At 73.3% G+C, this 19,143-nt stretch carries 18 protein-coding genes; 11 read left to right on the top strand and 7 right to left on the bottom strand.

The genetic code is table 11. From position 1 onward, the window contains the following. The first annotated feature begins 262 nt into the window (after window positions 1-262). The 3 genes from ACWDAS_RS01985 to ACWDAS_RS01975 all read left to right on the top strand — a co-directional run bounded on the left by ACWDAS_RS01985 (window position 263) and on the right by ACWDAS_RS01975 (window position 1,987). Window positions 263-1,159 carry a bifunctional DNA primase/polymerase gene (locus ACWDAS_RS01985; protein WP_450386514.1) on the top strand — a complete coding sequence of 299 codons (897 nt, stop codon included), beginning with the start codon at window positions 263-265 and terminating at the stop codon, window positions 1,157-1,159. 4 nt (window positions 1,160-1,163) lie between these two features. Continuing rightward, entirely contained in the window at window positions 1,164-1,553 is a 390-nt protein-coding gene (locus tag ACWDAS_RS01980) for a DUF779 domain-containing protein (RefSeq protein WP_450386512.1), read from the top strand. A 218-nt stretch (window positions 1,554-1,771) separates the two neighbouring features. Then, entirely contained in the window at window positions 1,772-1,987 is a 216-nt protein-coding gene (locus tag ACWDAS_RS01975) for an I78 family peptidase inhibitor (RefSeq protein ID WP_450386510.1), read from the top strand. A 116-nt stretch (window positions 1,988-2,103) separates the two neighbouring features. On the opposite strand, the gene ACWDAS_RS01970 is transcribed toward ACWDAS_RS01975, so the two are convergent. Then, complete coding sequence (locus ACWDAS_RS01970) at window positions 2,104-3,108, bottom strand: phosphatase PAP2 family protein (RefSeq protein ID WP_450386508.1); 1,005 nt, start codon at window positions 3,106-3,108, stop codon at window positions 2,104-2,106. A gap of 717 nt (window positions 3,109-3,825) precedes the next feature. Between ACWDAS_RS01970 and ACWDAS_RS01965 the strand changes: the two genes are divergently transcribed. Continuing rightward, window positions 3,826-5,457, top strand: a complete 1,632-nt coding sequence (locus tag ACWDAS_RS01965) for an MFS transporter (protein WP_450386506.1) — start codon at window positions 3,826-3,828, stop codon at window positions 5,455-5,457. Between the two features lie 80 nt (window positions 5,458-5,537). Next, window positions 5,538-6,722, top strand: a complete 1,185-nt coding sequence (locus tag ACWDAS_RS01960; protein WP_450386504.1) for an acyl-CoA dehydrogenase family protein — start codon at window positions 5,538-5,540, stop codon at window positions 6,720-6,722. Between the two features lie 40 nt (window positions 6,723-6,762). Here ACWDAS_RS01960 and ACWDAS_RS01955 read toward each other — a convergent pair whose 3' ends face one another. Then, complete coding sequence (locus ACWDAS_RS01955; RefSeq protein ID WP_450386502.1) at window positions 6,763-7,212, bottom strand: cell division protein SepF; 450 nt, start codon at window positions 7,210-7,212, stop codon at window positions 6,763-6,765. 293 nt (window positions 7,213-7,505) lie between these two features. On the opposite strand from ACWDAS_RS01955, the gene ACWDAS_RS01950 reads away from it, so the two are divergent. Both ACWDAS_RS01950 and ACWDAS_RS01945 read left to right on the top strand, forming a co-directional pair. Beyond that, entirely contained in the window at window positions 7,506-8,657 is a 1,152-nt protein-coding gene (locus tag ACWDAS_RS01950; RefSeq protein ID WP_450386500.1) for a DUF5685 family protein, read from the top strand. Between the two features lie 740 nt (window positions 8,658-9,397). Then, window positions 9,398-10,459 carry a S1 family peptidase gene (locus tag ACWDAS_RS01945; RefSeq protein WP_450386498.1) on the top strand — a complete coding sequence of 354 codons (1,062 nt, stop codon included), beginning with the start codon at window positions 9,398-9,400 and terminating at the stop codon, window positions 10,457-10,459. On the opposite strand, the gene ACWDAS_RS01940 is transcribed toward ACWDAS_RS01945, so the two are convergent. Next, on the bottom strand, window positions 10,446-11,396 hold the full coding sequence (locus tag ACWDAS_RS01940) for a DNA glycosylase AlkZ-like family protein (RefSeq protein WP_450386496.1): 951 nt from the start codon (window positions 11,394-11,396) through the stop codon (window positions 10,446-10,448). The two genes, ACWDAS_RS01945 and ACWDAS_RS01940, sit on opposite strands and share 14 nt — an antisense overlap. Here ACWDAS_RS01940 and ACWDAS_RS01935 point away from each other — a divergent pair. Next, on the top strand, window positions 11,299-12,264 hold the full coding sequence (locus tag ACWDAS_RS01935) for a helix-turn-helix transcriptional regulator (RefSeq protein WP_450386494.1): 966 nt from the start codon (window positions 11,299-11,301) through the stop codon (window positions 12,262-12,264). The two genes, ACWDAS_RS01940 and ACWDAS_RS01935, sit on opposite strands and share 98 nt — an antisense overlap. A gap of 101 nt (window positions 12,265-12,365) precedes the next feature. Beyond that, a complete protein-coding gene (locus ACWDAS_RS01930) occupies window positions 12,366-13,358 on the top strand; it encodes a slipin family protein (protein WP_450386492.1) in 993 nt (330 codons plus the stop codon). On the opposite strand, the gene ACWDAS_RS01925 is transcribed toward ACWDAS_RS01930, so the two are convergent. Beyond that, entirely contained in the window at window positions 13,351-14,193 is an 843-nt protein-coding gene (locus ACWDAS_RS01925) for a GNAT family N-acetyltransferase (RefSeq protein WP_450386490.1), read from the bottom strand. The genes ACWDAS_RS01930 and ACWDAS_RS01925 overlap by 8 nt on opposite strands. A 149-nt stretch (window positions 14,194-14,342) precedes the next feature. Between ACWDAS_RS01925 and ACWDAS_RS01920 the strand changes: the two genes are divergently transcribed. Further along, window positions 14,343-15,458 (top strand): S1 family peptidase, encoded by a 1,116-nt coding sequence (locus tag ACWDAS_RS01920; RefSeq protein WP_450386488.1) that lies wholly within the window; start codon window positions 14,343-14,345, stop codon window positions 15,456-15,458. A gap of 132 nt (window positions 15,459-15,590) precedes the next feature. Here ACWDAS_RS01920 and ACWDAS_RS01915 read toward each other — a convergent pair whose 3' ends face one another. Together ACWDAS_RS01915 and ACWDAS_RS01910 are read right to left on the bottom strand one after the other, a co-directional pair. Continuing rightward, a complete protein-coding gene (locus ACWDAS_RS01915) occupies window positions 15,591-15,887 on the bottom strand; it encodes a hypothetical protein (RefSeq protein WP_450386486.1) in 297 nt (98 codons plus the stop codon). A 182-nt stretch (window positions 15,888-16,069) separates the two neighbouring features. Then, window positions 16,070-16,876: a TIGR04222 domain-containing membrane protein gene (locus ACWDAS_RS01910; RefSeq protein WP_450386484.1), complete on the bottom strand. Its 807-nt coding sequence runs from the start codon at window positions 16,874-16,876 to the stop codon at window positions 16,070-16,072. Window positions 16,877-16,980: 104 nt separating this feature from the next. On the opposite strand from ACWDAS_RS01910, the gene ACWDAS_RS01905 reads away from it, so the two are divergent. Next, a complete protein-coding gene (locus ACWDAS_RS01905) occupies window positions 16,981-18,198 on the top strand; it encodes an amidase (RefSeq protein ID WP_450386482.1) in 1,218 nt (405 codons plus the stop codon). On the opposite strand, the gene ACWDAS_RS01900 is transcribed toward ACWDAS_RS01905, so the two are convergent. Continuing rightward, window positions 18,185-19,066 carry a nuclease gene (locus tag ACWDAS_RS01900; protein WP_450386480.1) on the bottom strand — a complete coding sequence of 294 codons (882 nt, stop codon included), beginning with the start codon at window positions 19,064-19,066 and terminating at the stop codon, window positions 18,185-18,187. The two genes, ACWDAS_RS01905 and ACWDAS_RS01900, sit on opposite strands and share 14 nt — an antisense overlap. Window positions 19,067-19,143: the final 77 nt, after the last annotated feature.

Below are 19,143 nucleotides of genomic sequence, written 5' to 3'. Positions count from 1 at the left end.
ATGTGACGTACCGGTACGGGACGGCCATCGCGCGTCGTAGCCGGGCGGGCCCGGGAAGCGGCACCATGGAGGTGGCTCTCCCGGAGGAACGCGTACGTGAGGGCGTGTCAGGCACCTGGTGCCTGACGGGGGCGAACGGCTCCCTGGACGGCTCCCCGGAGGCCCCGGGCCTGTTGGGGACCTGTTCGGGGCGGCATTGAGCGGGTGGTCGAACGAAAGTACGATAAAGGGGTCATGCCGTAGCGCAGCGAGGGGGCACCCCGTGACGCACCCGGACCACGACCGCGCGCTGGAGTGCGCGCTCGCCGCCGCACGGCGCGGCTTCCCCGTCATCCCGCTGTCGCGGACCAAGCTTCCGGCGGTCCGCTCGCCGCACCGGGGGGAGACCGGGCGCGGGATGTGCCGGGGGCAGTGCGGACGGCTCGGTCACGGTGTCCACGACGCCGCCACCGACCCCGCCCGGATAGCGGAGCTGTTCGCGGCGGCCCCCTGGGCCACCGGCTACGGGATCGCGTGCGGGCGCTCGCCGCACTATCTGATCGGCCTCGACCTGGACCGCAAGGACGGCGTCGACGGTGTGACCGATCTGGTGGACCTGGCGGCGCGGTACGGCTTCGCCGTGCCGTGGACGCGGACGGTGATCACCCCGAGCGGTGGCCGGCACCTGTGGCTGCGCGGCCCCGCCGAGGTGATCGTGCCCAATTCCGTACGCCGGCTGGGAGGCGGCATCGACGTGCGCGGCAGCGGCGGCTATCTCGTCGGCCCGGGCTCGGTCACCACCGGCGGGCTCTACCGCTGGGATCCGCCGACGGCGTCGATGCCGCCGGCCGCCGTGCCCAAACGGCTGCTGCGGCTGCTGCTGACGACCCCGCAGCGCCGGGCGGCACGCGCGCCGGCGGGCGCCGGGGCGAGCGGGGGCGCGGCCGAGCCGCTGATCCGCTTCGTCCTCGGCTCGGCGGTGGGGGAGCGCAACGAGCGGCTCTTCTGGGCCGCCTGCCGGGCGTTCGAGAACGGGCACGGCGACCGGGTCGCCGCCGAGATGGTCGGCGCGGCGGTCAGCACCGGCCTGTCGGAGCGCGAGGCGGAGTCGACGGTCGGCTCCGCCCGCAGACATGTCCTGGGAGGGTCTGGCGGGCGGCGCTCGGCGGGAGCACTCTGACGGCATGACCTCTATCGCACCAAGGGCCGGCCGAGTCGCCGTCACCGAGGAGGCCGCGGGGCTGCTGCGGCGTCTCGCCGACCAGCACGGCCCGTTGATGTTCCACCAGTCCGGCGGCTGCTGCGACGGCAGCTCGCCCATGTGCTATCCGCTCGGGGAGTTCCTCACCGGGGACTCCGACGTGCATCTGGGCGACCTCGACGTCCTGGGCATCGATCCGGTGCCGGTGTGGATGTCGCGCGACCAGTTCGCGTACTGGAGCCACACCCATCTGACGATCGACGTGGTGCCCGGGCGCGGCAGCGGCTTCTCACTGGAGGCGCCGACGGGCAACCGGTTTCTCATTCGGTCCCGGTTGCTGACGGACGAGGAGCTGGCGACGCTGGGGATGTGATGTGAGGGAAGTGTGTGGGCCGTTTCCCGGAATTCCCCGGAAGTCGGCCCGGCCGGTTTTCGGCGGTCGGGTCCGCAAATTCGGTGGCCGATTGGAAAAGTCACCCCCAAAGAGTGAACGGTGCACGCCAAACGCCACTCGGGATTCTGTGACAGAAGTGTGACGATCAAGTCCGCCGCCGCTTCCGTCACGGCTCGTGTGCGCCTACGGTTGCTCACATGGCAACCGATCGGACTCCCGCACGGCAACCGCAGGACGAACCCGAGGCCTACGTCGGCCTCCCCGCCGACGAGGCCGGGCGCCGGGCAACCGAGCGCGGCTGGAGCACGGTGCGCGCCCTTCCGCCGGGCGCCATCATCACCATGGAGTACCGCGTGGGACGTCTCAACTTCACCGTCGCGGACGGCCGGGTGACCCGCTGCTGGAGCGGCTGAACGCCCGCCGTGCGGCCCGCGTACGACAACGGCCCCGGCGCTCCCTGGGGGAGCGCCGGGGCCGTCGTGCGGGCGGAGGGCGGGGCGGGAGGCGTGCGTACCTGCCCCGCCGCCGGTCAGCCGGTGGCTCCGCGGCCGCGGGCCACGCCGGCCTGGCCGAGCGGTGCCGGGCGGGCCGGGCGGTCGGCGGGCGGGCGGCGGCTGCCGACCGGGGTGACCGGGGTGCGCTCGTGCCGGGTGGTGTGCGGGCGTGCCGGGTGGTGCGGTATCCCGGACGCGGGAGTCGTCGCGCGGCCGCCGAGAACGACGGGCTCGAGTACGCCGTCCGGGTGGTCGGCGAGCTGGGTGGAGGCCGTGGCCGTGCTCGCGAGAGGGGTCGCGGCGGGCACCGCGCCGGTGCCGCGGCGGCGCGCCCAAGCGGTCGTGATCCACTGCTCGGCCGAGGCCATCAGGGGCTCGAACCAGGGCAGCGCCAGCAGGATCAGCAGACCGGCCGCCCAGCCGAGCAGGACGTCGCTGACCCAGTGGGTGCCGAGGTAGATGGTGGTCATGCCGACGCCCAGCGCCAGCAGCGCCGCGATCACGGAGGTGACCCGGCGGACCCATGGGGTGGTGGCCAGATAGGCCAGGACGCCCCAGGTCACCACGGCGTTCGCGGTGTGACCGGAGGGAAATATATCGCCGCCGGCGAAGAGTTCGGCCGATCCGGCGCTGGTCGCGTAGTGCGGGCCGAGCCTGCCGAGGCCGTATTTCACCGAACCCACGGTGACGTTGAGCAGCAGCAGCGACGTGCCCAGCACCAGCAGCGGGTGCAGGGTGCGCTGGCGCCAGGCGCGCCAGCCGAGCCAGGCGGCGACGATCACGGCGGTCGGGCCGCGCTGGCCGAGGACCACGAAGTAGTCCAGGAACGCGTGGATCTGCGGCCACTGCTTGTACGGCCGCCACATCATGACCTGCCAGTCCAGGGTCACGAGCTTGGACGTGGTCAGGACGGCTACGACGATGGCCACATAGGCCACCAGCGTCGAGCCGAACAGCAGCACGCGTGTTCGGCTCATGCCCGGTGGCGCCTGGGCTGTCTCGGGCTCCTCCATGAGGCGAAGCTTGTCATCGGTACGCACTCAATCGACGTTACAGCGTGTGATGGCGGAGTTCGGCCGGAAGGCGGGGTTCGTAATGACGATGTGATGTGGATTGCGTCTCACTCCATCCATTGGCTGTAGTGCCGACGGACTCATTGAGCCGAATGCGGGAACTCCTTGATTTTATGTTTCGAAGTGCATGTGGAGGATCTTGGAAAATCTCGCGTTCGATTTCCGTGCTCTCCGTTTATCTTTGATTGCCCGTCACTTCTCCTGGGGTTCGCCCTGCCGTTCGCCCGGTGGGCCGGTTCCTGTGAACGCCCACGTCACCGGTCCCGGGCGGGCGGTTGACGTGGGCGAATTCCGGATCCGGGGAGCGTGCTGAACCCTTCCGGGGCGCGTGTGTTGAAGGACGCGGGCACACCGCGCCACCGGTGCGTACGGCCGGAGCCGGCGGGTACACGGCACTGAGTCGGAGGACGGGGAGATCCGGCCCCCGGCGGGGCGCCCGGTACGGGAACGGCACCGGAAAGCCGCGACGATCATGCGTAGGCGGCCACCGGAAATGTCCGGCAGGTCTCCGGTGGATGGCCGTCACGTGACGACCGCCACGTCGGAACGTGACCCACGCCACGTACCGGCGGCCCGGACTCGCGTAGTCTGACGACTTCACTCGCCCTCGTCGCTGGGTTCCCCCGGGATCGTCCCCTCGTCCTGCCCAGGGACACCGCGAGCGCACCGCTGGGAGGTACGTACATGGCAGGGACGTCCTCGGCCGGCATTCCCGGGCCGGCTGCCGTCCCACAGCACACTCGGCCGGTCAACCGTTGGACCGTGCTGATCGTCCTCTGCGTCAGTCTGCTGCTCGTCGCCCTCGACGCGACCGTGCTGCACGTCGCCGTTCCCGCGGTGAGCGAGGACCTGCGCCCCGGCGCGATAGAGCTGCTGTGGATCGTCGACGCCTACCCACTCGTCGCGGCATCCCTGCTGATCCTCTTCGGCACCCTCGGCGACCGTGTCGGAAGACGCCGGATCCTGCTGCTGGGCTACACGATCTTCGCGGCCGCCTCGGCGGTTGCCGCCTTCGCGCCGGACCCGCGCGTGCTCATCGCGGCCCGGGCCCTGCTCGGCGTCGGCGGTGCGATGATCATGCCGGCCACGCTGTCGATCCTCCGGCAGGTCTTCCCGGACCGCCGTGAGCGGGCCGTCGCCATCGGGGTGTGGAGCGCCGTGGCGGCCGTCGGCGCCGCCGTCGGCCCGGTCCTCGGCGGCTTCCTCGTCGAGCACTACTGGTGGGGCTCGGTCTTCCTGATCAACATCCCGCTGATGGCGGTGATACTCCCGGTCGCCCGCTGGCTGCTGCCGGAGTCCCGCGGTGAGCTGGACGGCCCCTGGGACGTCCTGGGCGCCGTGATGGCCGCCCTGGGCATCCTCGGCGCCATCCTCGGCGTCAAGCAGATCGGCGGCGGCGCCAGCCCGTACGCCCCCTCCGCGCTCGTCCCACTGCTGGCGGGCCTGGCCCTGCTGGTGCTGTTCGTACGGCGGCAGCGCGGACGGGCCCACCCGCTGATCGACATCGGCATGTTCCGCCGCCCCGCGTTCGGCACCTCCGTGGGCTGCATCGTGCTGGCGATGCTCGCCCTCGTCGGCCTGGAGCTGATCGCCGTCCAGTACCTGCAGCTGGTCCTCGGCCTCAGCCCCCTGGCGACCGGTCTGCGGCTGCTGCCGCTGACCTTCGCCGCCATGGGAGCCGGCCTCCTCGGCTCCCGGATGCTCGGCCGCTTCGGGCCGCGCGTGATGGTCAGCACCGGCTTCGTCCTCACCGCCTGCGCGGTGGCCGCCCTGACCCTCATGGGTCAGCACGACCGCCCCGGCGTGCTGACCGCGGGCTTCGTCCTCCTCGGCTTCGGACTGGAGGTCACGCTCTTCGGCGCGTACGAGTCCATGCTCAGCGACGCCCCCGCCGAGCAGGCGGGCGGCGCCGCCGCGATCGGCGAGACCTCCTACCAGCTCGGCGCCGGCCTCGGCATCGCCCTGCTCGGCAGCGTCATGAACGCCGCCTACGCTCCCGGCGTCGCCCGGGTTCCCGGTGTGCCGCGGGCCGCCGGCGCCTCGGCCGGCAAGTCCCTCGGCGAGGCCTACGAGGTCTCCGGCCACCTCGGCGGCTCCGCCGGCGCTTCCCTGCGCCACGCCGCGCGGCACGCCTTCGTCCACGGGATGCACATCACCCTGCTGGTCAGCGCCGGCCTGCTGCTCCTGGGCGCGGTCGCCGCGCTGCGGCTGCCCCGCCGCATGGAGTGCGGTACGGCGGCGGCCTCCCGGCCCACCGCCCCCGGGATCCCGACGCCGCGCGAACACGCCCTGGCCGGGGCGGACGCGTCACGCTGAGCACCGGCGGGGGCTTTACGTGCTCCCGCCACGGAAGTAGCTTCGTGCGCGAAGCGCAGTGATCACCGGAGGGGACGACGATGTCCGCTGGAAAGCCGCAGTTCGACCCGCACGACCCGCTCGGCATCGACGACCTGCTCGGCGACGAGGACCGCGCCGTGCGGGACACGGTGCGCGGCTGGGCCGCCGACCGCGTGCTGCCGCACGTGGCGGAGTGGTACGAGCGCGGCGAGCTGCCGGTGATCCGCGAGCTGGCCCGGGAGCTCGGCTCGATCGGCGCGCTGGGCATGTCCCTGACCGGCTACGGCTGCGCGGGCGCCACCGCCGTCCAGTACGGCCTGGCCTGCCTGGAGCTGGAGGCGGCCGACTCCGGCATCCGCTCGCTCGTCTCCGTCCAGGGCTCGCTGGCGATGTACGCCATCCACCGCTACGGCTCGGAGGAGCAGAAGCAGCAGTGGCTGCCGCGGATGGCCGCCGGCGAGGTCATCGGCTGCTTCGGGCTCACCGAACCCGACCACGGCTCCGACCCGGCCGGCATGCGCACCCACGCCAAGCGGGACGGTTCGGACTGGATCCTCAACGGCCGCAAGATGTGGATCACCAACGGCTCGGTCGCCGGCGTCGCCGTGGTGTGGGCCCGCGCCGACGAGGGCATCCGCGGTTTCGCCGTGCCCACCGACACCCCGGGTTTCTCCGCGCCGGAGATCAAGCACAAGTGGTCGCTGCGCGCCTCCGTCACCAGTGAGCTGGTCATGGACGACGTACGCCTCCCCGCCGACGCCGTCCTCCCCGAGGTCACCGGCCTGCGCGGCCCCCTCAGCTGCCTGAACCACGCCCGCTACGGCATCGTCTGGGGCGCGATGGGCGCCGCGCGCAGCAGCTTCGAGGCCGCCCTGGAGTACGCCCGCACCCGCGAGCAGTTCGGGCGGCCCATCGGCGGCTTCCAGCTCACCCAGGCCAAGCTCGCCGACATGGCGCTCGAACTGCACAAGGGCATCCTCCTCGCCCACCACCTCGGGCGCCGGATGGACGCGGGCACGCTCCGGCCCGAGCAGGTCAGCTTCGGCAAGCTCAACAACGTGCGCGAGGCGATCGAGATCTGCCGCACGGCCCGGACCGTCCTGGGCGCGAACGGGATCTCGCTGGAGTACCCCGTCATGCGGCACGCGACCAACCTGGAGTCCGTGCTCACCTACGAGGGCACGGTCGAGATGCACCAGCTCGTGCTCGGCAAGGCGCTCACCGGCCTCGACGCGTTCCGGTAGCCCTCGGCGGCGGCGCCGGCACCGTCGCCGCCGCCGAGGGTCAGTTCTGGTTGAAGAAGCCGTCGCCGCCGCGCTTGCTGTCCGCGTTGACGACCAGGTAGTCGGGCGGTGTCAGCAGGAAGACACGGTTGGCCACGCGGTCGATGGAGCCGCGCAGGCCGAAGGTGAGGCCGGCCGCGAAGTCGACGACCCGCTTGGCGTCGGCGGGCTCCATGGCCGTCAGGTTCACGATGACCGGGACGCCGTCCCGGAAGAGCTCGCCGATGCCGCGGGCGTCCCGGAATCCGTCCGGGGTGACCGTGGCGATCCGGCGGCCCTGCTCCTCGGCCGATTCGGAGGCCACGCGCACGCGGGGGTCGGTGACCCAGGAGTCGGGGGAGGACGTCTCGGCGCCGTCGCCGTAGTCGGCGTAGTCCTCGTCGTAGTACTCCTCGGCGCTGTTGTCGTCGACGAGTCCCAGCCAGGCGCTCGCCCGTCGTACCGATCCCATGGACGCCTCCTCTCACACGCGGTCAGTTTGCCGTCCGCACCCCTATGGTCGTCCATGATGCGGATGATGCGCCAAGCGGATACCCACCGTGGGGTGGATTCGTGACAGACCTGGTGCATAAATCGCACTAGTGGCCCCCAGATCACCCCGATAAACCAGGCTTCTGACGGATCATCGGAAAGGATCCCGCTCGGTAGAGTGACGGGGCGCCGCCGGACAGCCGAACGGCCGGCGCAGCGAACGACCAGCCGATGGCGTGCTCCATCACCGCGCATGACGTACGGGGGATTGCGATGTTCGGAATCGTCAGACCATGCAGGCACCGTCTGCCGGAGAAACTGGCCGCATCGTGGCTGGCGCATCTGTGCGGACTGTGTCTCGCCCTGCGGGACGACCACGGGCAACTGGCCAGGATCGCCACCAACTACGACGGGCTGATCATCTCGGTGCTCGTCGAGGCCCAGGCCCCGCGGGACGACGGCGGGCGCAGGACCGCCGGGCCGTGCCCGTTGCGCGCGATGCGGACCGCGCCGGTCGCCAAGGGGGAGGGCGCGCGGCTGGCCGCCGCGGTCTCTCTGGTGCTGGCCTCCGCGAAGATGCGCGACCACGCGGCCGACGGGGACGGGCTGCTGGCCCGCCGCCCGGTGGCGGCGGCCGCGCGCACGGTGGCCCGGCGCTGGGACCGGGCGGGTGCGGCGACCGGGGCGGGGGTCGGCTTCGACACCGCGGTCCTGGTGGACGCCGTCGGCCGGCAGACCGCCGTCGAGGCGGCCGCGGGCGCCGGCACCCCCCTGCTGACCGTCACCGAGCCCACCGAGACCGCCACCGCCGCCGCGTTCGGCCACACGGCGGTGCTGGCCGGACGTCCCGCCAACCGGGCGCCGCTGGAGGAGGCGGGGCGGCTCTTCGGCCGCCTCGCGCACCTGCTGGACGCGGTGGAGGACCTCGACGCCGACACCGCGGCGGGCGCGTGGAACCCGCTCACCGCCACCGGCACGGGCCTGGACGAGGCCCGGCGGCTGTGCGACGACGCCGTGCACGGGGTCCGGCTGGCGCTGCGGGACGCGGAGTTCACCGACGGCGCGCTCGCCCACCTGCTGCTCGCGCACGAACTGCGACGTTCCGTGGACCGCGCCTTCGGGGCCTCGTGCGCGCACCACCCGGGCGGCCCCAAGACGCCTGAGCAGTCGCCGTGGCTGACCCCCGGGCCGCCGCACCGGCCCGGCCCCCGCCGCGGGCTGCTCGCGGGCTGCGCGGTGTGGGCGGGGCTGTGCTGCACCTGCCAGATCTGCTGCCGGGACCACTACGAGGACCCCTGGAACGGCAAGCGCCGCGAGGGCTTGTGCTCCAACTGCGACTGCTCCGGCTGCGACTGCTCCGGCTGCGACTGCGGCTGCGGGGACGGCTGCTGCTGCGACTGCGACTGCTGCGGCTGCGACTGCTGAACGGGCGGGGTCCGGTCGTCGCCGAGTGGCGCGCTCGGGGGCGGTCCGGGCCCGGCTCGGGACCGGCTCGGGACCGGCCCGCCGGGCGCGGGCGGTTGTGGCTGCGGCCGCAGAACGGACGGGGTCCGTTCGTGACCGAGTGGCGTGCCGGTGCGGCGCTGTGTGCCTTTCTGCGGAGGGGGGTGGGCGACGGCGGGCCGATGCGCCGTTGGTCGTCCGGCGGGTTGGCGGTCCCCGCCGGGCGCAGTCGGTGGGTACCGGCTTGTGCGCGCCGGCGGCGACCGCGGGCGGCGGCCGGCCGGCGGGCGCGGCGTCCCGTTGCCGGAGACGGCGCGGGCCCGGCCGTGCGCTGTCCTGCCGGCTCGTCCCGCGCCGGTCGTCAGGCGTTTCGCGGGCGGCCGGGCTCACGCGACGTGGCCGGCCCGGGCCGGGGCGTGCCGTCAGCCGTTCCTTCCCGCCAACCGGCGGTCCGTCGTGGGCCGGACCGGCGGCCGGGGCACGCGACGGGCTCACCGGGTGATACGCCGTCACCGTGCGGGGACCCGGCGGCCGTGGCCGCGTTTCGGGAGTGTCACGCGGCCGAAACCCGCCCTTGTGCGATTGTGCGTGACTCTGAATACTCCCGTGTGCGCAGCACTTGTCAGGGGCACGCCACTCCCCACAGTCCGGCGGCGCCCTCGCTGCGCCTCACAGGCTCGCGCTACGCGGGTCAACTTCCGTTCCCCCACAGGAGGAAAAGAGTGAGGATCAAGCGCACCACCCACACCCCCGTTTCGAGACGCATACGGCTGATCGCCGTGGCGTCCGGTCTGCTGGCGGCCACCGCGCTCACCCTGCCCGCCGCCCAGGCCGCCCCCGCGCCCAAGGCCTCGCCCGAGGCCGCGGCCGCGCTCACCACGTCCCTCGGCACCTCCTCCACCGCCGGCTCGTACTACGACGCCAAGGCCAAGGCCATGGTCGTCAACGTCACCAACGCCAAGGCCGCCCAGGCCGTCAGCGCCGCGGGCGCGGTGCCGAAGCTCGTCGCGCACAGCACCGCCCAGCTGAACAAGGCCGGGAAGGCCGCCCTCGCCGCGGACATCGCCGGCACCTCGTGGGTCGTCGACCCGAAGTCCAACCGCCTGGAGATCACGGCCGACAGCACGGTCACCGGCGCCGAGCTCGGCAAGATGCGGAAGGCCACCGCCGCCTACGGCGACGCGGTCACCTTCCGCCGCACGGCCGGCACCTTCAAGCGGCTGATCGCCGGTGGCGACGCCATCTACGGCGGCGGCTACCGCTGCTCGCTCGGGTTCAACGTGCGCAGCGGCAGCACCAACTACTTCCTGACCGCCGGCCACTGCGGCGAGGTCGCCTCGACCTGGTACTCCAACTCCAGCCAGTCCACCGTGCTGGGCACGAACGTCAGCTACAGCTTCCCGACCAACGACTACGCGCTGGTCCGGTACACCAACACCTCGGTGACCAAGAGCGGCACGGCCGGCAACACCGACATCACCAGCGCCGGCAACGCCTTCGTGGGCCAGGCCGTCCTGCGTGACGGGTCCACCACCGGCATCCACAGCGGTTCGGTCACCGGCCTCAACGCCACCGTCAACTACGGCGGCGGCGACGTGGTCTACCAGATGATCCGCACCAACGTGTGCGCCGAGGGCGGCGACTCCGGTGGCGCGCTGTACACCTCCGGCGGCATCGCGCTGGGCCTGACTTCCGGCGGCAGCGGCAACTGCAGCGTCGGCGGCACGACCTTCTTCCAGCCGGTGACGGAGGCGCTCAGCGTCTACGGCGTCAGCGTCTTCTGAACCTTCGGGAGGTCCACGCCCTCCCTTCCGTACGGGCCGTGCCCGGTGGCCTCGCGGCCGCCGGGCACGGCCCGTACGGCCCTGTTGTCCGCTCGGCCTGTGGTCGACTACTCCGCGACGCACCGCATGACCGCGTAGGAGGGGAGCGCAGGACGGCGGCGTCCGGGGCGGAGCCGCCCGCGAAGTCGAAGTCCCGGCCGAGCCACCGGTCGGCCGGGGTCTGCAACGCCGCCCCGGAGGCGCGCCACAGCCCGCGCGGCGGCGGCTGCACGGTGGGCACCCGCGCCGTGACGACCAGGCTGAGCGGCAGCCGTTCGCGGTCCGGCCACCGCTCCCGAAGCCCGTCCCCGAGCCGGCTCGCCGGCAGCGGACCGTCCCGGAGGAGCGCCCGCCCCGCCTCGGCGACCTCCGCCGGGTCCAGCCCCGCCAGCTGCCGCCGGAACTGCCCCAGCAGGCGCCGCTCGATCACGTCCTGCACGACCGGCCGGAGCGCCATGCAGTCCCGCGCGGTCACCAGGTGCACGGTCCACCGCAGCAGGGACATCCGCACCGCCCGCCGCTCCTCGAGCATCGCGGACAGCTCCCGCGGCGCGAAACCCTCGATCCGGGACCACAGCGCGACATAGGGGTCCTGCGGCTCCTGCGCCTGCAGCCCACCAGCCCCTCGATGATCTCCTCCGCGCCGGCGCGCACCCGGGCCAGCAGCGACTGGCGCGCCAGGAGCGAGCGGTTGAGCGTCCGGCGGTCCAGTACGGTGCCCTCGGGGATCGTCTCCATGAAACTCACGGTAGGAGCGAATGCGGACAGGAACCGTCCGCGACGGCTGACAGACTGATGCCGTGCTGGAAACCTCCGCCCGACTGCTGCGCCTGCTGTCCCTGCTCCAGTCCCGGCGGGACTGGACGGGCCCCGAACTCGCCGAGCGCCTCGAGGTCACCGCCCGGACGGTGCGCCGCGACGTGGAGCGCCTGCGCGCCCTGGGCTACCCCGTGCACGCCGCCCCCGGCACCGCCGGCGGCTACCGGCTGGGCGCGGGCGCCGCGCTGCCCCCGCTGCTGCTCGACGACGAGGAGGCGATCGCGGTCGCGCTCTGCCTGCGCACCGGCGCCGGAGGCAGCGTCGAGGGCATCGAGGAGACCTCGCTGCGCGCCCTGGCCAAGCTGGAGCAGGTGCTGCCCTCCCGGCTGCGCCGCCGGGCTCAGGCGATGGAGGCCGTCGCGGTGTCCCGGCCCGCGGCGCCGCTGCCGAGCGCCGTCGCCCAGGACGTGCTGACCGCGATCGGCGCCGCGTGCCGCGACCGCGAACGGCTGCGCTTCGACTACCTCGCGCACGGCGGCACCGCCAGCCGCCGCACCGTCGAGCCGCACAGCCTGGTCCACCACGGCCGCCGCTGGTACCTGCTCGCCTGGGACACCGACCGGCAGGACTGGCGCACCTTCCGCGTGGACCGGATGGACCCCAAGGCCCCGACCGGTCCCCGCTTCGAGCCCCGGCGGCCCCCGACGGACGCCGCCTCCTACGTCGCCCGCGGTGTCAGCTCGCGGGCCTACCGCCACCAGGCCGTCGTCACCCTGCACGCCCCCGCCGAGGCGATGGCCGAGTACACCTCGTACGGCTACGCGACCGTCGAGGCGACCGGACCGGACACCTGCGTGCTGCGCACGGGCTCCGAGTCCCTCGACGCGCTCGCCGTCTACATCGGCATGCTCGGCGTCGACTTCGAGGTGCAGGAGCCGCCTGAGCTGGCCGAACGGCTGCGGGTCGTCGCCGACCGCCTCGCGCGGGCGGCGGGGGAGCCGCGGTAGGCCGCCGCCGTCGCCCGTAACGGGGCATCCCGGCCCGTATCCGGCGGGTTACCCGCGAGGTACCGTGGAAGTACTGCGATTCCGGACCCCAGGGGGCCGTGATGGTCGTCGAGTTGATAGCCGCCGTGCTCTCGGCAGGAGCGTTGTACTTCGTGGCCGGGGCCCGTGTGGTGCAGCAGTTCGAGCGGGGTGTGGTGTTCCGGCTCGGCCGGGTCAGGGGCGGGGTGCGGAACCCCGGATTCACCATGATCGTTCCGATCGTCGACCGGATGCGGAAGGTGAACCTGCAGATCGTGACGATGCCGGTGCCCGCCCAGGAGGGCATCACCCGCGACAACGTCACGGTCAGGGTGGACGCGGTGGTCTACTTCAAGGTCGTCCACGCCGCCGACGCGATCATCAACGTCGAGGACTACCGCTTCGCCGTCTCGCAGATGGCGCAGACCTCGCTGCGCTCGATCATCGGCAAGAGCGACCTGGACGACCTGCTCTCCAACCGCGAGAAGCTCAACCAGGGGCTGGAGCTGATGATCGACAGCCCGGCCATCGGCTGGGGCGTGCAGATCGACCGCGTCGAGATCAAGGACGTCTCGCTGCCGGAGACGATGAAGCGCTCGATGGCCCGCCAGGCCGAGTCCGAGCGGGAGCGCCGGGCGAGGATCATCAACGCCGACGCCGAGTTCCAGGCCTCCAAGAAGCTCGCCGACGCCGCCCGCGTCATGAGCGACACCCCCGCCGCGCTCCAGCTGCGCCTGCTGCAGACGGTCGTCGCCGTCGCCGCGGAGAAGAACTCCACGCTGGTCCTGCCCTTCCCGGTGGAGCTGCTGCGCTTCCTCGAGCGCGCCCAGCCGGGCCCCCCGTACCCGGCGGTCGAACCGCAGCGCGCACCCGCGTCCGCGCCGCCGGTATCCGCGCCCTCGGCGCCCGCCGGGGCCGCGCCGGCCGCCGCCGACCCGCCCCTGGCGGACGGGCCCCTGGCGGACGGAACCCTGAAGGAGCCCGCCGAGGAACTTCCCGCCGACCTCCGCGAGGCCCTCGCGGCGGACCCGCTGCTGGACATCGTCCGGCCGCAGCGGCCGCCCGACGTCAGCTGACCCCGCCCTCCGCCTGCGTCAGGTCCGGCCGCCAGACGTACGGGACCGTCACCGCCACCGGTACCAGCCCCAGCCGGGCCAGGATCGGGGAGCTGTCCGCCGAGGCGTCGACCTGCACGAAGCGGTGACCCGCGGCGACCGCCAGGCGGGCCCGGTGCGCCACCGTCGCCCGGTAGACGCCCTGCCCGCGCCACCGCGGCAGGGTGGAGCCGCCCCACAGCGACACGAAGTCGGTGCCCTCGTGGAAGCGGGCCCACCCGGCGCAGACCACCGTGCCGTCGGCGGTCTCCGCGACGACCACCGCGCAGGGATCGCCGGGCCCGGACACCTCGCTCTCCAGCATCCCCGGCAGCCAGTCGTGCGGCTCGCCCCAGACCGTCTCCTCCATGACCCGGATGCGCTCGAAGTCCGCCCGTGACGTGACCTCCCGCAGCGTGACGCCCTCCGGCAGCACCGGTGCCGCCGTCAGCGCCGCAGCCTCGCCGACCAGCACGGTCTCCGGCTCCTCCGGTACGAAGCCGGCCGCGACCAGCCGGTCCGGCAGCCCGGAGGGCAGGTCGTGCGCGTGGTACTTCCACTCCACCGGCATGCCGAGCGCGGCGTAGTGGTCCCGCTGCCGGGCGATCAGGGCGTCCAGCTCCGGCCCGTCCAGGCCGCCGAGGTCGCGGTAGTCGAGGAAACCCGCCTCCCCGTGCTCGTAGGTCTTGCGCAGCAGCGGGCCGTCGCGCTCCATCGAGCGGAACCGCGAGAGGTCGGCGGGGACACGGGCGCGCAGCTGACGGTCGTAGGCGGCGCGGTACTCCTGCGCCACGGGGGAGGGGTCGAAAGTGCTCATCGGGCGGATTCCACCACAACCGCGGCCGTGACGGCGAGCGAATTGGCCGTCGTGAACACCACGGGGCCGGCCTCCGTATGTCAGGCGGAACGAACGCTTCCCCCTGCGCCCGACGATCCGACCTGTATCCCCCCACAGGAGGTCATGAGTTGAAGCACAAACACATAGCCAAACGGAAGATCGTGTTCGCCACGGCCGGTGCCGCCGCCATCGCGGCAGCGGCCGTTGTGCTGCCCAACGCCAACGCGTCGCAGTCTCCGTCGCAGGACCGGGAAGCCGCCTCGCCGAAGAAGCTCGGCGCCGCGTCTGCCGCCGAGCTCGCCTCCAGCCTCGGCGAGCGGTTCGGCCCGTCCGTCGCCGGGGCGTACTACGACAAGGCGAGCGGGCAGCTCGTCGTGAACGTGGTCGCCGGGGACAACGGCGACGTGATCGCGCAGGCCCGGAGGGCAGGCGCCGCGACCCGGACGGTCGAGAACAGCGCCGCCGAACTGACCACCGCCGCGCGGACGCTGAAGCAGCGGGCCACGATCCCCGGCACCGCCTGGGCCGTCGACCCCAGGACCGACCAGATCCTGGTCACCGCGGACAGCACCGTCACCGGGGGCAAGTGGGACACCCTCGAGTCCACCGTGCGTTCCCTGGGCACCGGCATGGCCCGGATCCAGAAGTCCGCGGGCGAGTTCAAGACCCTCGTGGCCGGCGGGGACGCCATCTTCGCCGACGGGGCGCGCTGTTCGCTCGGGTTCAACGTCGTCAAGGACGGCGCCCCGGCCTTCCTCACCGCGGGCCACTGCGGCGTCGCCTTCGCGAACTGGTCGGACAGCCAGGGCGGGGCACTCATCGCGACCGTGCAGCAGGCGACCTTCCCGGGCGACGGTGACTTCGCCCTCGTGACGTACGACGACCCGAACGCCGACGCGCCCAGCCAGGTCAACCTCGGCAACGGCCGGGCGCTGCCGATCAACCGGGCGGCGGAGGCGGCCGTGGGCCAGGAGGTGTTCCGGATGGGCAGCACCACCGGGCTGCACGGGGGCAGCGTCCTCGGGCTCGACGCGACGGTCAACTACCCGGAGGGCACCGTCACCGGCCTCATCCAGACCGATGTCTGCGCCGAGCCGGGGGACAGCGGGGGCGCACTGTTCACCCGTGACGGCAGCGCGATCGGCCTCACCTCCGGCGGCAGCGGGGACTGCCAGGCGGGTGGGGAGACCTTCTTCCAGCCGGTGACCACGGCGCTGGCCGCGGTCGGGGCGGAACTCGGCTGACGTCACGCGGTTCGGACCGGCCCCGGGACTACGGCGGAGTCCCGGGGCCTGTCTGTGCGACACGCGCGTCGGGCGGCGGCGCGGCGGATCCGTGGAGGCGGCGGATCCGTGGAGGTGGCGGATCCGGCCGGTTCAGCGGGCCCGGCGGTGCAGGGGGAAGGCCATCACCGTCGCGCCGACGTGCACGGCCCGGCGCGCCGGGCGCGGGGCCTTGGCCTCCTCGTGCAGGCCGACCAGCAGGGCCGCCAGCCGGTGCCGGAAGTCGTCCCAGACCTCGGCGTCCTCGCCGTCATCGGCCCGGTGCTGCTGGGGCCGTGCGGCGCACGGCGGCTCCACCAGACCGGCGGCCGCCAGGCGGCGCAGGTGGCTCACCATGCGCAGCCGTCCGGGGTGCGCCACGGGTCTGGGAGTGGTGTCGGTCGCCGTCATGGCGGTCAGTAAATCGTGCCGTCCCCTTGCCTTCGCAACCCCTGAGGAGCCACCGGGTGACGGGTGCGTGACACCCGTTGACCTACGGGACGCACGAGTACGCATGTGACATCGGGAAGTGACGAATCTCGCACCGATGCGGTGTTTGGGCCGTGCGGGGGGCCGCGTAGCGAGCGCCTCGCTCAGATGCCCGCGCTCGTCCCTCCGCAGGAGAGGCCGCAGCCCCCGCCCCCGCTGTTCCAGTGGTTGACGCCGTAGAGGCTCTCGGTGCGGTCGCGGCGGGCCAGCAGGTGGGCGTCGCGGGTGAAGTGCGGTGCCGCCGTCCGCAGGGCGGGCGCGCCGTGGAGGGCGACGGCCATCAGGACGGACTCGGGGGACGCGCGCCGGGTCCGCGGGCGCGGGAAGCGCTCGCGGGCCCGCTCGAGGAGCCGGCGAGCGGCCCGGGTGCGGCGGGGTACCGTCCACAGCGCGACGGCGGCCGCCACGGGGACCGCGGAGACGGCCATCTGGAACGGGGAGTTCCAGGCCATCAGGGGGCTGGACATCAGCTCCCAGACCACGGTCAGCACGGCCGCGCACAGAAGTACGCGGGCGGTGCGCCAACGGCGGTTGCGGCGGATCAGCCCCGCTTCGGCCATGCGCTCGCGCAGGGCGTCCATCTCGCGCCGCACCGGCCGGGACGCGGCGACGGTGTTCACCCCCGACGGCCGGTACAGCGCCCCGTACACGGCCAGTTGCAACGGCTGGGACACCCCTTGCATCGGCCCGGTGATGCGCGCGGTACCGGGCGGGCCGGCGTCCACCGTGCCGCGCAGATGCAGCGCGATCAGCGCGACGGTCACCGCCCCCCGGCGGCCGTCGCGCAGATAGGCCGCCGCGTAAGGGTCCGTCAACTCGTCGGCCGTGGCGCGCGGCGTCCGCAGCAGCGCGGCCGCCACGGCGAGCACTCCCGTCGCGATCGCCAGATATGTCCATGCGAGCCATGACATGTCCCATCACCCCCTGGGGACGGTGTGCCCGCGGGGAGGGCGATGACGCCCGGCTTGAGGAAGGCCAGAGCTTTTCTGCGGCTTCTCGGCGTAGCGTGGCCGCCGTGACGGATTTGGTGACGCGGACATGTGATCGTATCGACCGACTCGACGGCAGGATCAAGGCGTTCGTACGGGAGCCGGACCGGCGGGGCCGGCTCGCGGCGGAGGCGGCCGCGGCGCCGCCGGGTGTGCTGTCCGGGGTGATGGTGGGCGTCAAGGACATCGTCCGGATCGACGGGATGGACACCCGGGCCGGGTCGGCGGTGCCGCCGGAGGCGCTGGCCGGACCGCAGGCGCCGCTCGTGGACCGGCTGCGGGCGGCCGGGGCGCTGATCGCGGGGAAGACGGTGACGGCGGAGTTCGCGGTGACCGCGCCGGGACCGACCCGCAATCCGCACAACACCGCCCACACCCCGGGTGGTTCGAGCAGCGGTTCGGCCGCGGCGGTGGCGGCGGGCATGGTGCCGCTGGCGATCGGGACGCAGACCGTGGGCTCGGTGATCCGCCCCGCGGCGTTCTGCGGAGTGGTGGGCTTCAAGCCGACCTTCGGACGCGTCCCGGTGGACGGGGTGATCGCCAACGCCCCGAGCTTCGACACGGTGGGCGTGCTCGCCTCCGACGTCGCGGCCGCGGCGCGCGGCGCCTCCGTCCTGTGCGACGACTGGCGGGAGCAGCCGGCCGACGACGGCCGGCCGGTGCTCGGCATACCCGTCGGCCCGTACCTGGACCGTGCGGGGGCGGAGGCGCGGGAGGCCTTCGCGGCGCGGGCCAAGCGGCTGGAGGCGGCGGGCTGGACCGTGCGCGAGGTGCCGCTGATGCCGGGCCCGGGTGAGTTCGAGGCGGTCGTGCGGCAGTTGTACGTCATGAACCGCTACGAGGTGGCCCGTACGCACGCCGACTGGTTCCCCCGGCACGGCCGGCTGTACCGCGAGCAGACGGTCGCCGCCATCCGCGAGGGCCACGCCGTCGGCCGCGACGACTACGAGCGGGCCGTGGGCGAGCGCCGGGTCTTCCGTGAGCGGCTGCTGGAGGCCATGGGGGAGGTCGACGTCTGGCTGGCACCGTCCGCCACCGGCCCAGCCCCGTTCGGCCTGGGCAGCACCGGCGACTCGGTGATGTGCCTGCCGTGGAGCAACGCCGGCTTCCCCGCCGTGAGCCTGCCCGCCGGGTACGCCGCGAACGGCCTGCCGCTGGGTCTGCAGGTCGTCGGGCGGCCCGGCGAGGACGAGGAACTGCTGCGGTGGGCGGCGGAACTCGCCCCCGTCGTCATGCCTCGGTGAAGACCAGGTCCTCGATCGGCCGGGTCATCCGCACGGTGTGGTCGCCGGTGACCTCGACGACATGGTGCAGCCCCCGCACCTGCGTGCGGGGGGTGTCCGAGGACAGGATCCGGTACGTGTCGGCCGCTCCGGCCAGGTAGGCGCGGAAGGCGGCGAGGGAGGTCTCGCCGAGCGCGAGGTAGTCGAAGAGCCGCCGGAAGAGCTTGGGGACCACTGTCGCGTCGTCGGTGAGCGAGGAGAGCCCGGTGATCTTCGCCCCGGTGGTGCTCACGTCGTCGGGCCACAGGCCCTTGCCCGCGTCACGGGCCTGCCGGGCGGTGTCGGTCAGTTCCCGCCGCAGGTCCTCGTAGAGGTTGCTGTAGAAGGTCGGGTAGGCCAGCCCCTCGGTGACCAGGTGGTGGTTGACGGTGGCGCGCAGCAGCGGCACGCCGACCGTGACCTCCTGGCCGCTCTTCGTGCCCTCGGGCAGCGGGCCCCGGCCGGCCAGGGCGACGCAGCGGCCGTGCACGTCGACCCCGCCGGTGAGGATCCAGCCGGGGACGCTCTCGGGGCTGGCGGCGACGACCCGCTCGCCGTCGGGCTCGCGCTCCACGGCGGTGAAGCCGAGCCACCGCAGCAGCTCGTCCCGGGCCGCGTGGGCGAACGGCAGCGGCTGGCGGGCCGGGGCCGAGGTGGGTCCGTAGTGGGTCTCCAGCGCGTCGACGGCGTCCAGGCGCAGCTTGCCCCGGCAGGAGTTGGTGAGGTCGAGCCCGAGCCCGCCCTTGACCCGGTACCAGTCGGGGTGGCGGGTGGGGGTGAAGCCCACGGTGTCCCCGTCCGGTTCGGTGTTCTTTATCTGGAAAGAGCCCTTGACCAGCAGCATCGGCATGGCGACTCCCCACGGGGGTGCGAGCGACGGTGACGTCGTGTGCATGAAACCACGCGGAGGGTGGCGGAGGACAGGGA

Source organism: Streptomyces sp. NPDC001070 (assembly GCF_053598835.1).
The sequence above is the reverse complement of the archived record's forward strand: the minus strand, read 5'-3'. Positions and strand labels throughout refer to the sequence as shown.

What these genes read in the sequence shown, in the direction of transcription:
- ACWDAS_RS01910 (WP_450386484.1), bottom strand. Translation starts at nt 16,876, where the DNA reads ATGTCATGGCTCGCATGGACATATCTGGCGATCGCGACGGGAGTGCTC.
- ACWDAS_RS01980 (WP_450386512.1), top strand. Translation starts at nt 1,164, where the DNA reads ATGACCTCTATCGCACCAAGGGCCGGCCGAGTCGCCGTCACCGAGGAG.
- ACWDAS_RS01960 (WP_450386504.1), top strand. Translation starts at nt 5,538, where the DNA reads ATGTCCGCTGGAAAGCCGCAGTTCGACCCGCACGACCCGCTCGGCATC.
- ACWDAS_RS01925 (WP_450386490.1), bottom strand. Translation starts at nt 14,193, where the DNA reads ATGAGCACTTTCGACCCCTCCCCCGTGGCGCAGGAGTACCGCGCCGCC.
- ACWDAS_RS01930 (WP_450386492.1), top strand. Translation starts at nt 12,366, where the DNA reads ATGGTCGTCGAGTTGATAGCCGCCGTGCTCTCGGCAGGAGCGTTGTAC.
- ACWDAS_RS01900 (WP_450386480.1), bottom strand. Translation starts at nt 19,066, where the DNA reads ATGCCGATGCTGCTGGTCAAGGGCTCTTTCCAGATAAAGAACACCGAA.
- ACWDAS_RS01955 (WP_450386502.1), bottom strand. Translation starts at nt 7,212, where the DNA reads ATGGGATCGGTACGACGGGCGAGCGCCTGGCTGGGACTCGTCGACGAC.
- ACWDAS_RS01975 (WP_450386510.1), top strand. Translation starts at nt 1,772, where the DNA reads ATGGCAACCGATCGGACTCCCGCACGGCAACCGCAGGACGAACCCGAG.
- ACWDAS_RS01915 (WP_450386486.1), bottom strand. Translation starts at nt 15,887, where the DNA reads ATGACGGCGACCGACACCACTCCCAGACCCGTGGCGCACCCCGGACGG.
- ACWDAS_RS01965 (WP_450386506.1), top strand. Translation starts at nt 3,826, where the DNA reads ATGGCAGGGACGTCCTCGGCCGGCATTCCCGGGCCGGCTGCCGTCCCA.
- ACWDAS_RS01950 (WP_450386500.1), top strand. Translation starts at nt 7,506, where the DNA reads ATGTTCGGAATCGTCAGACCATGCAGGCACCGTCTGCCGGAGAAACTG.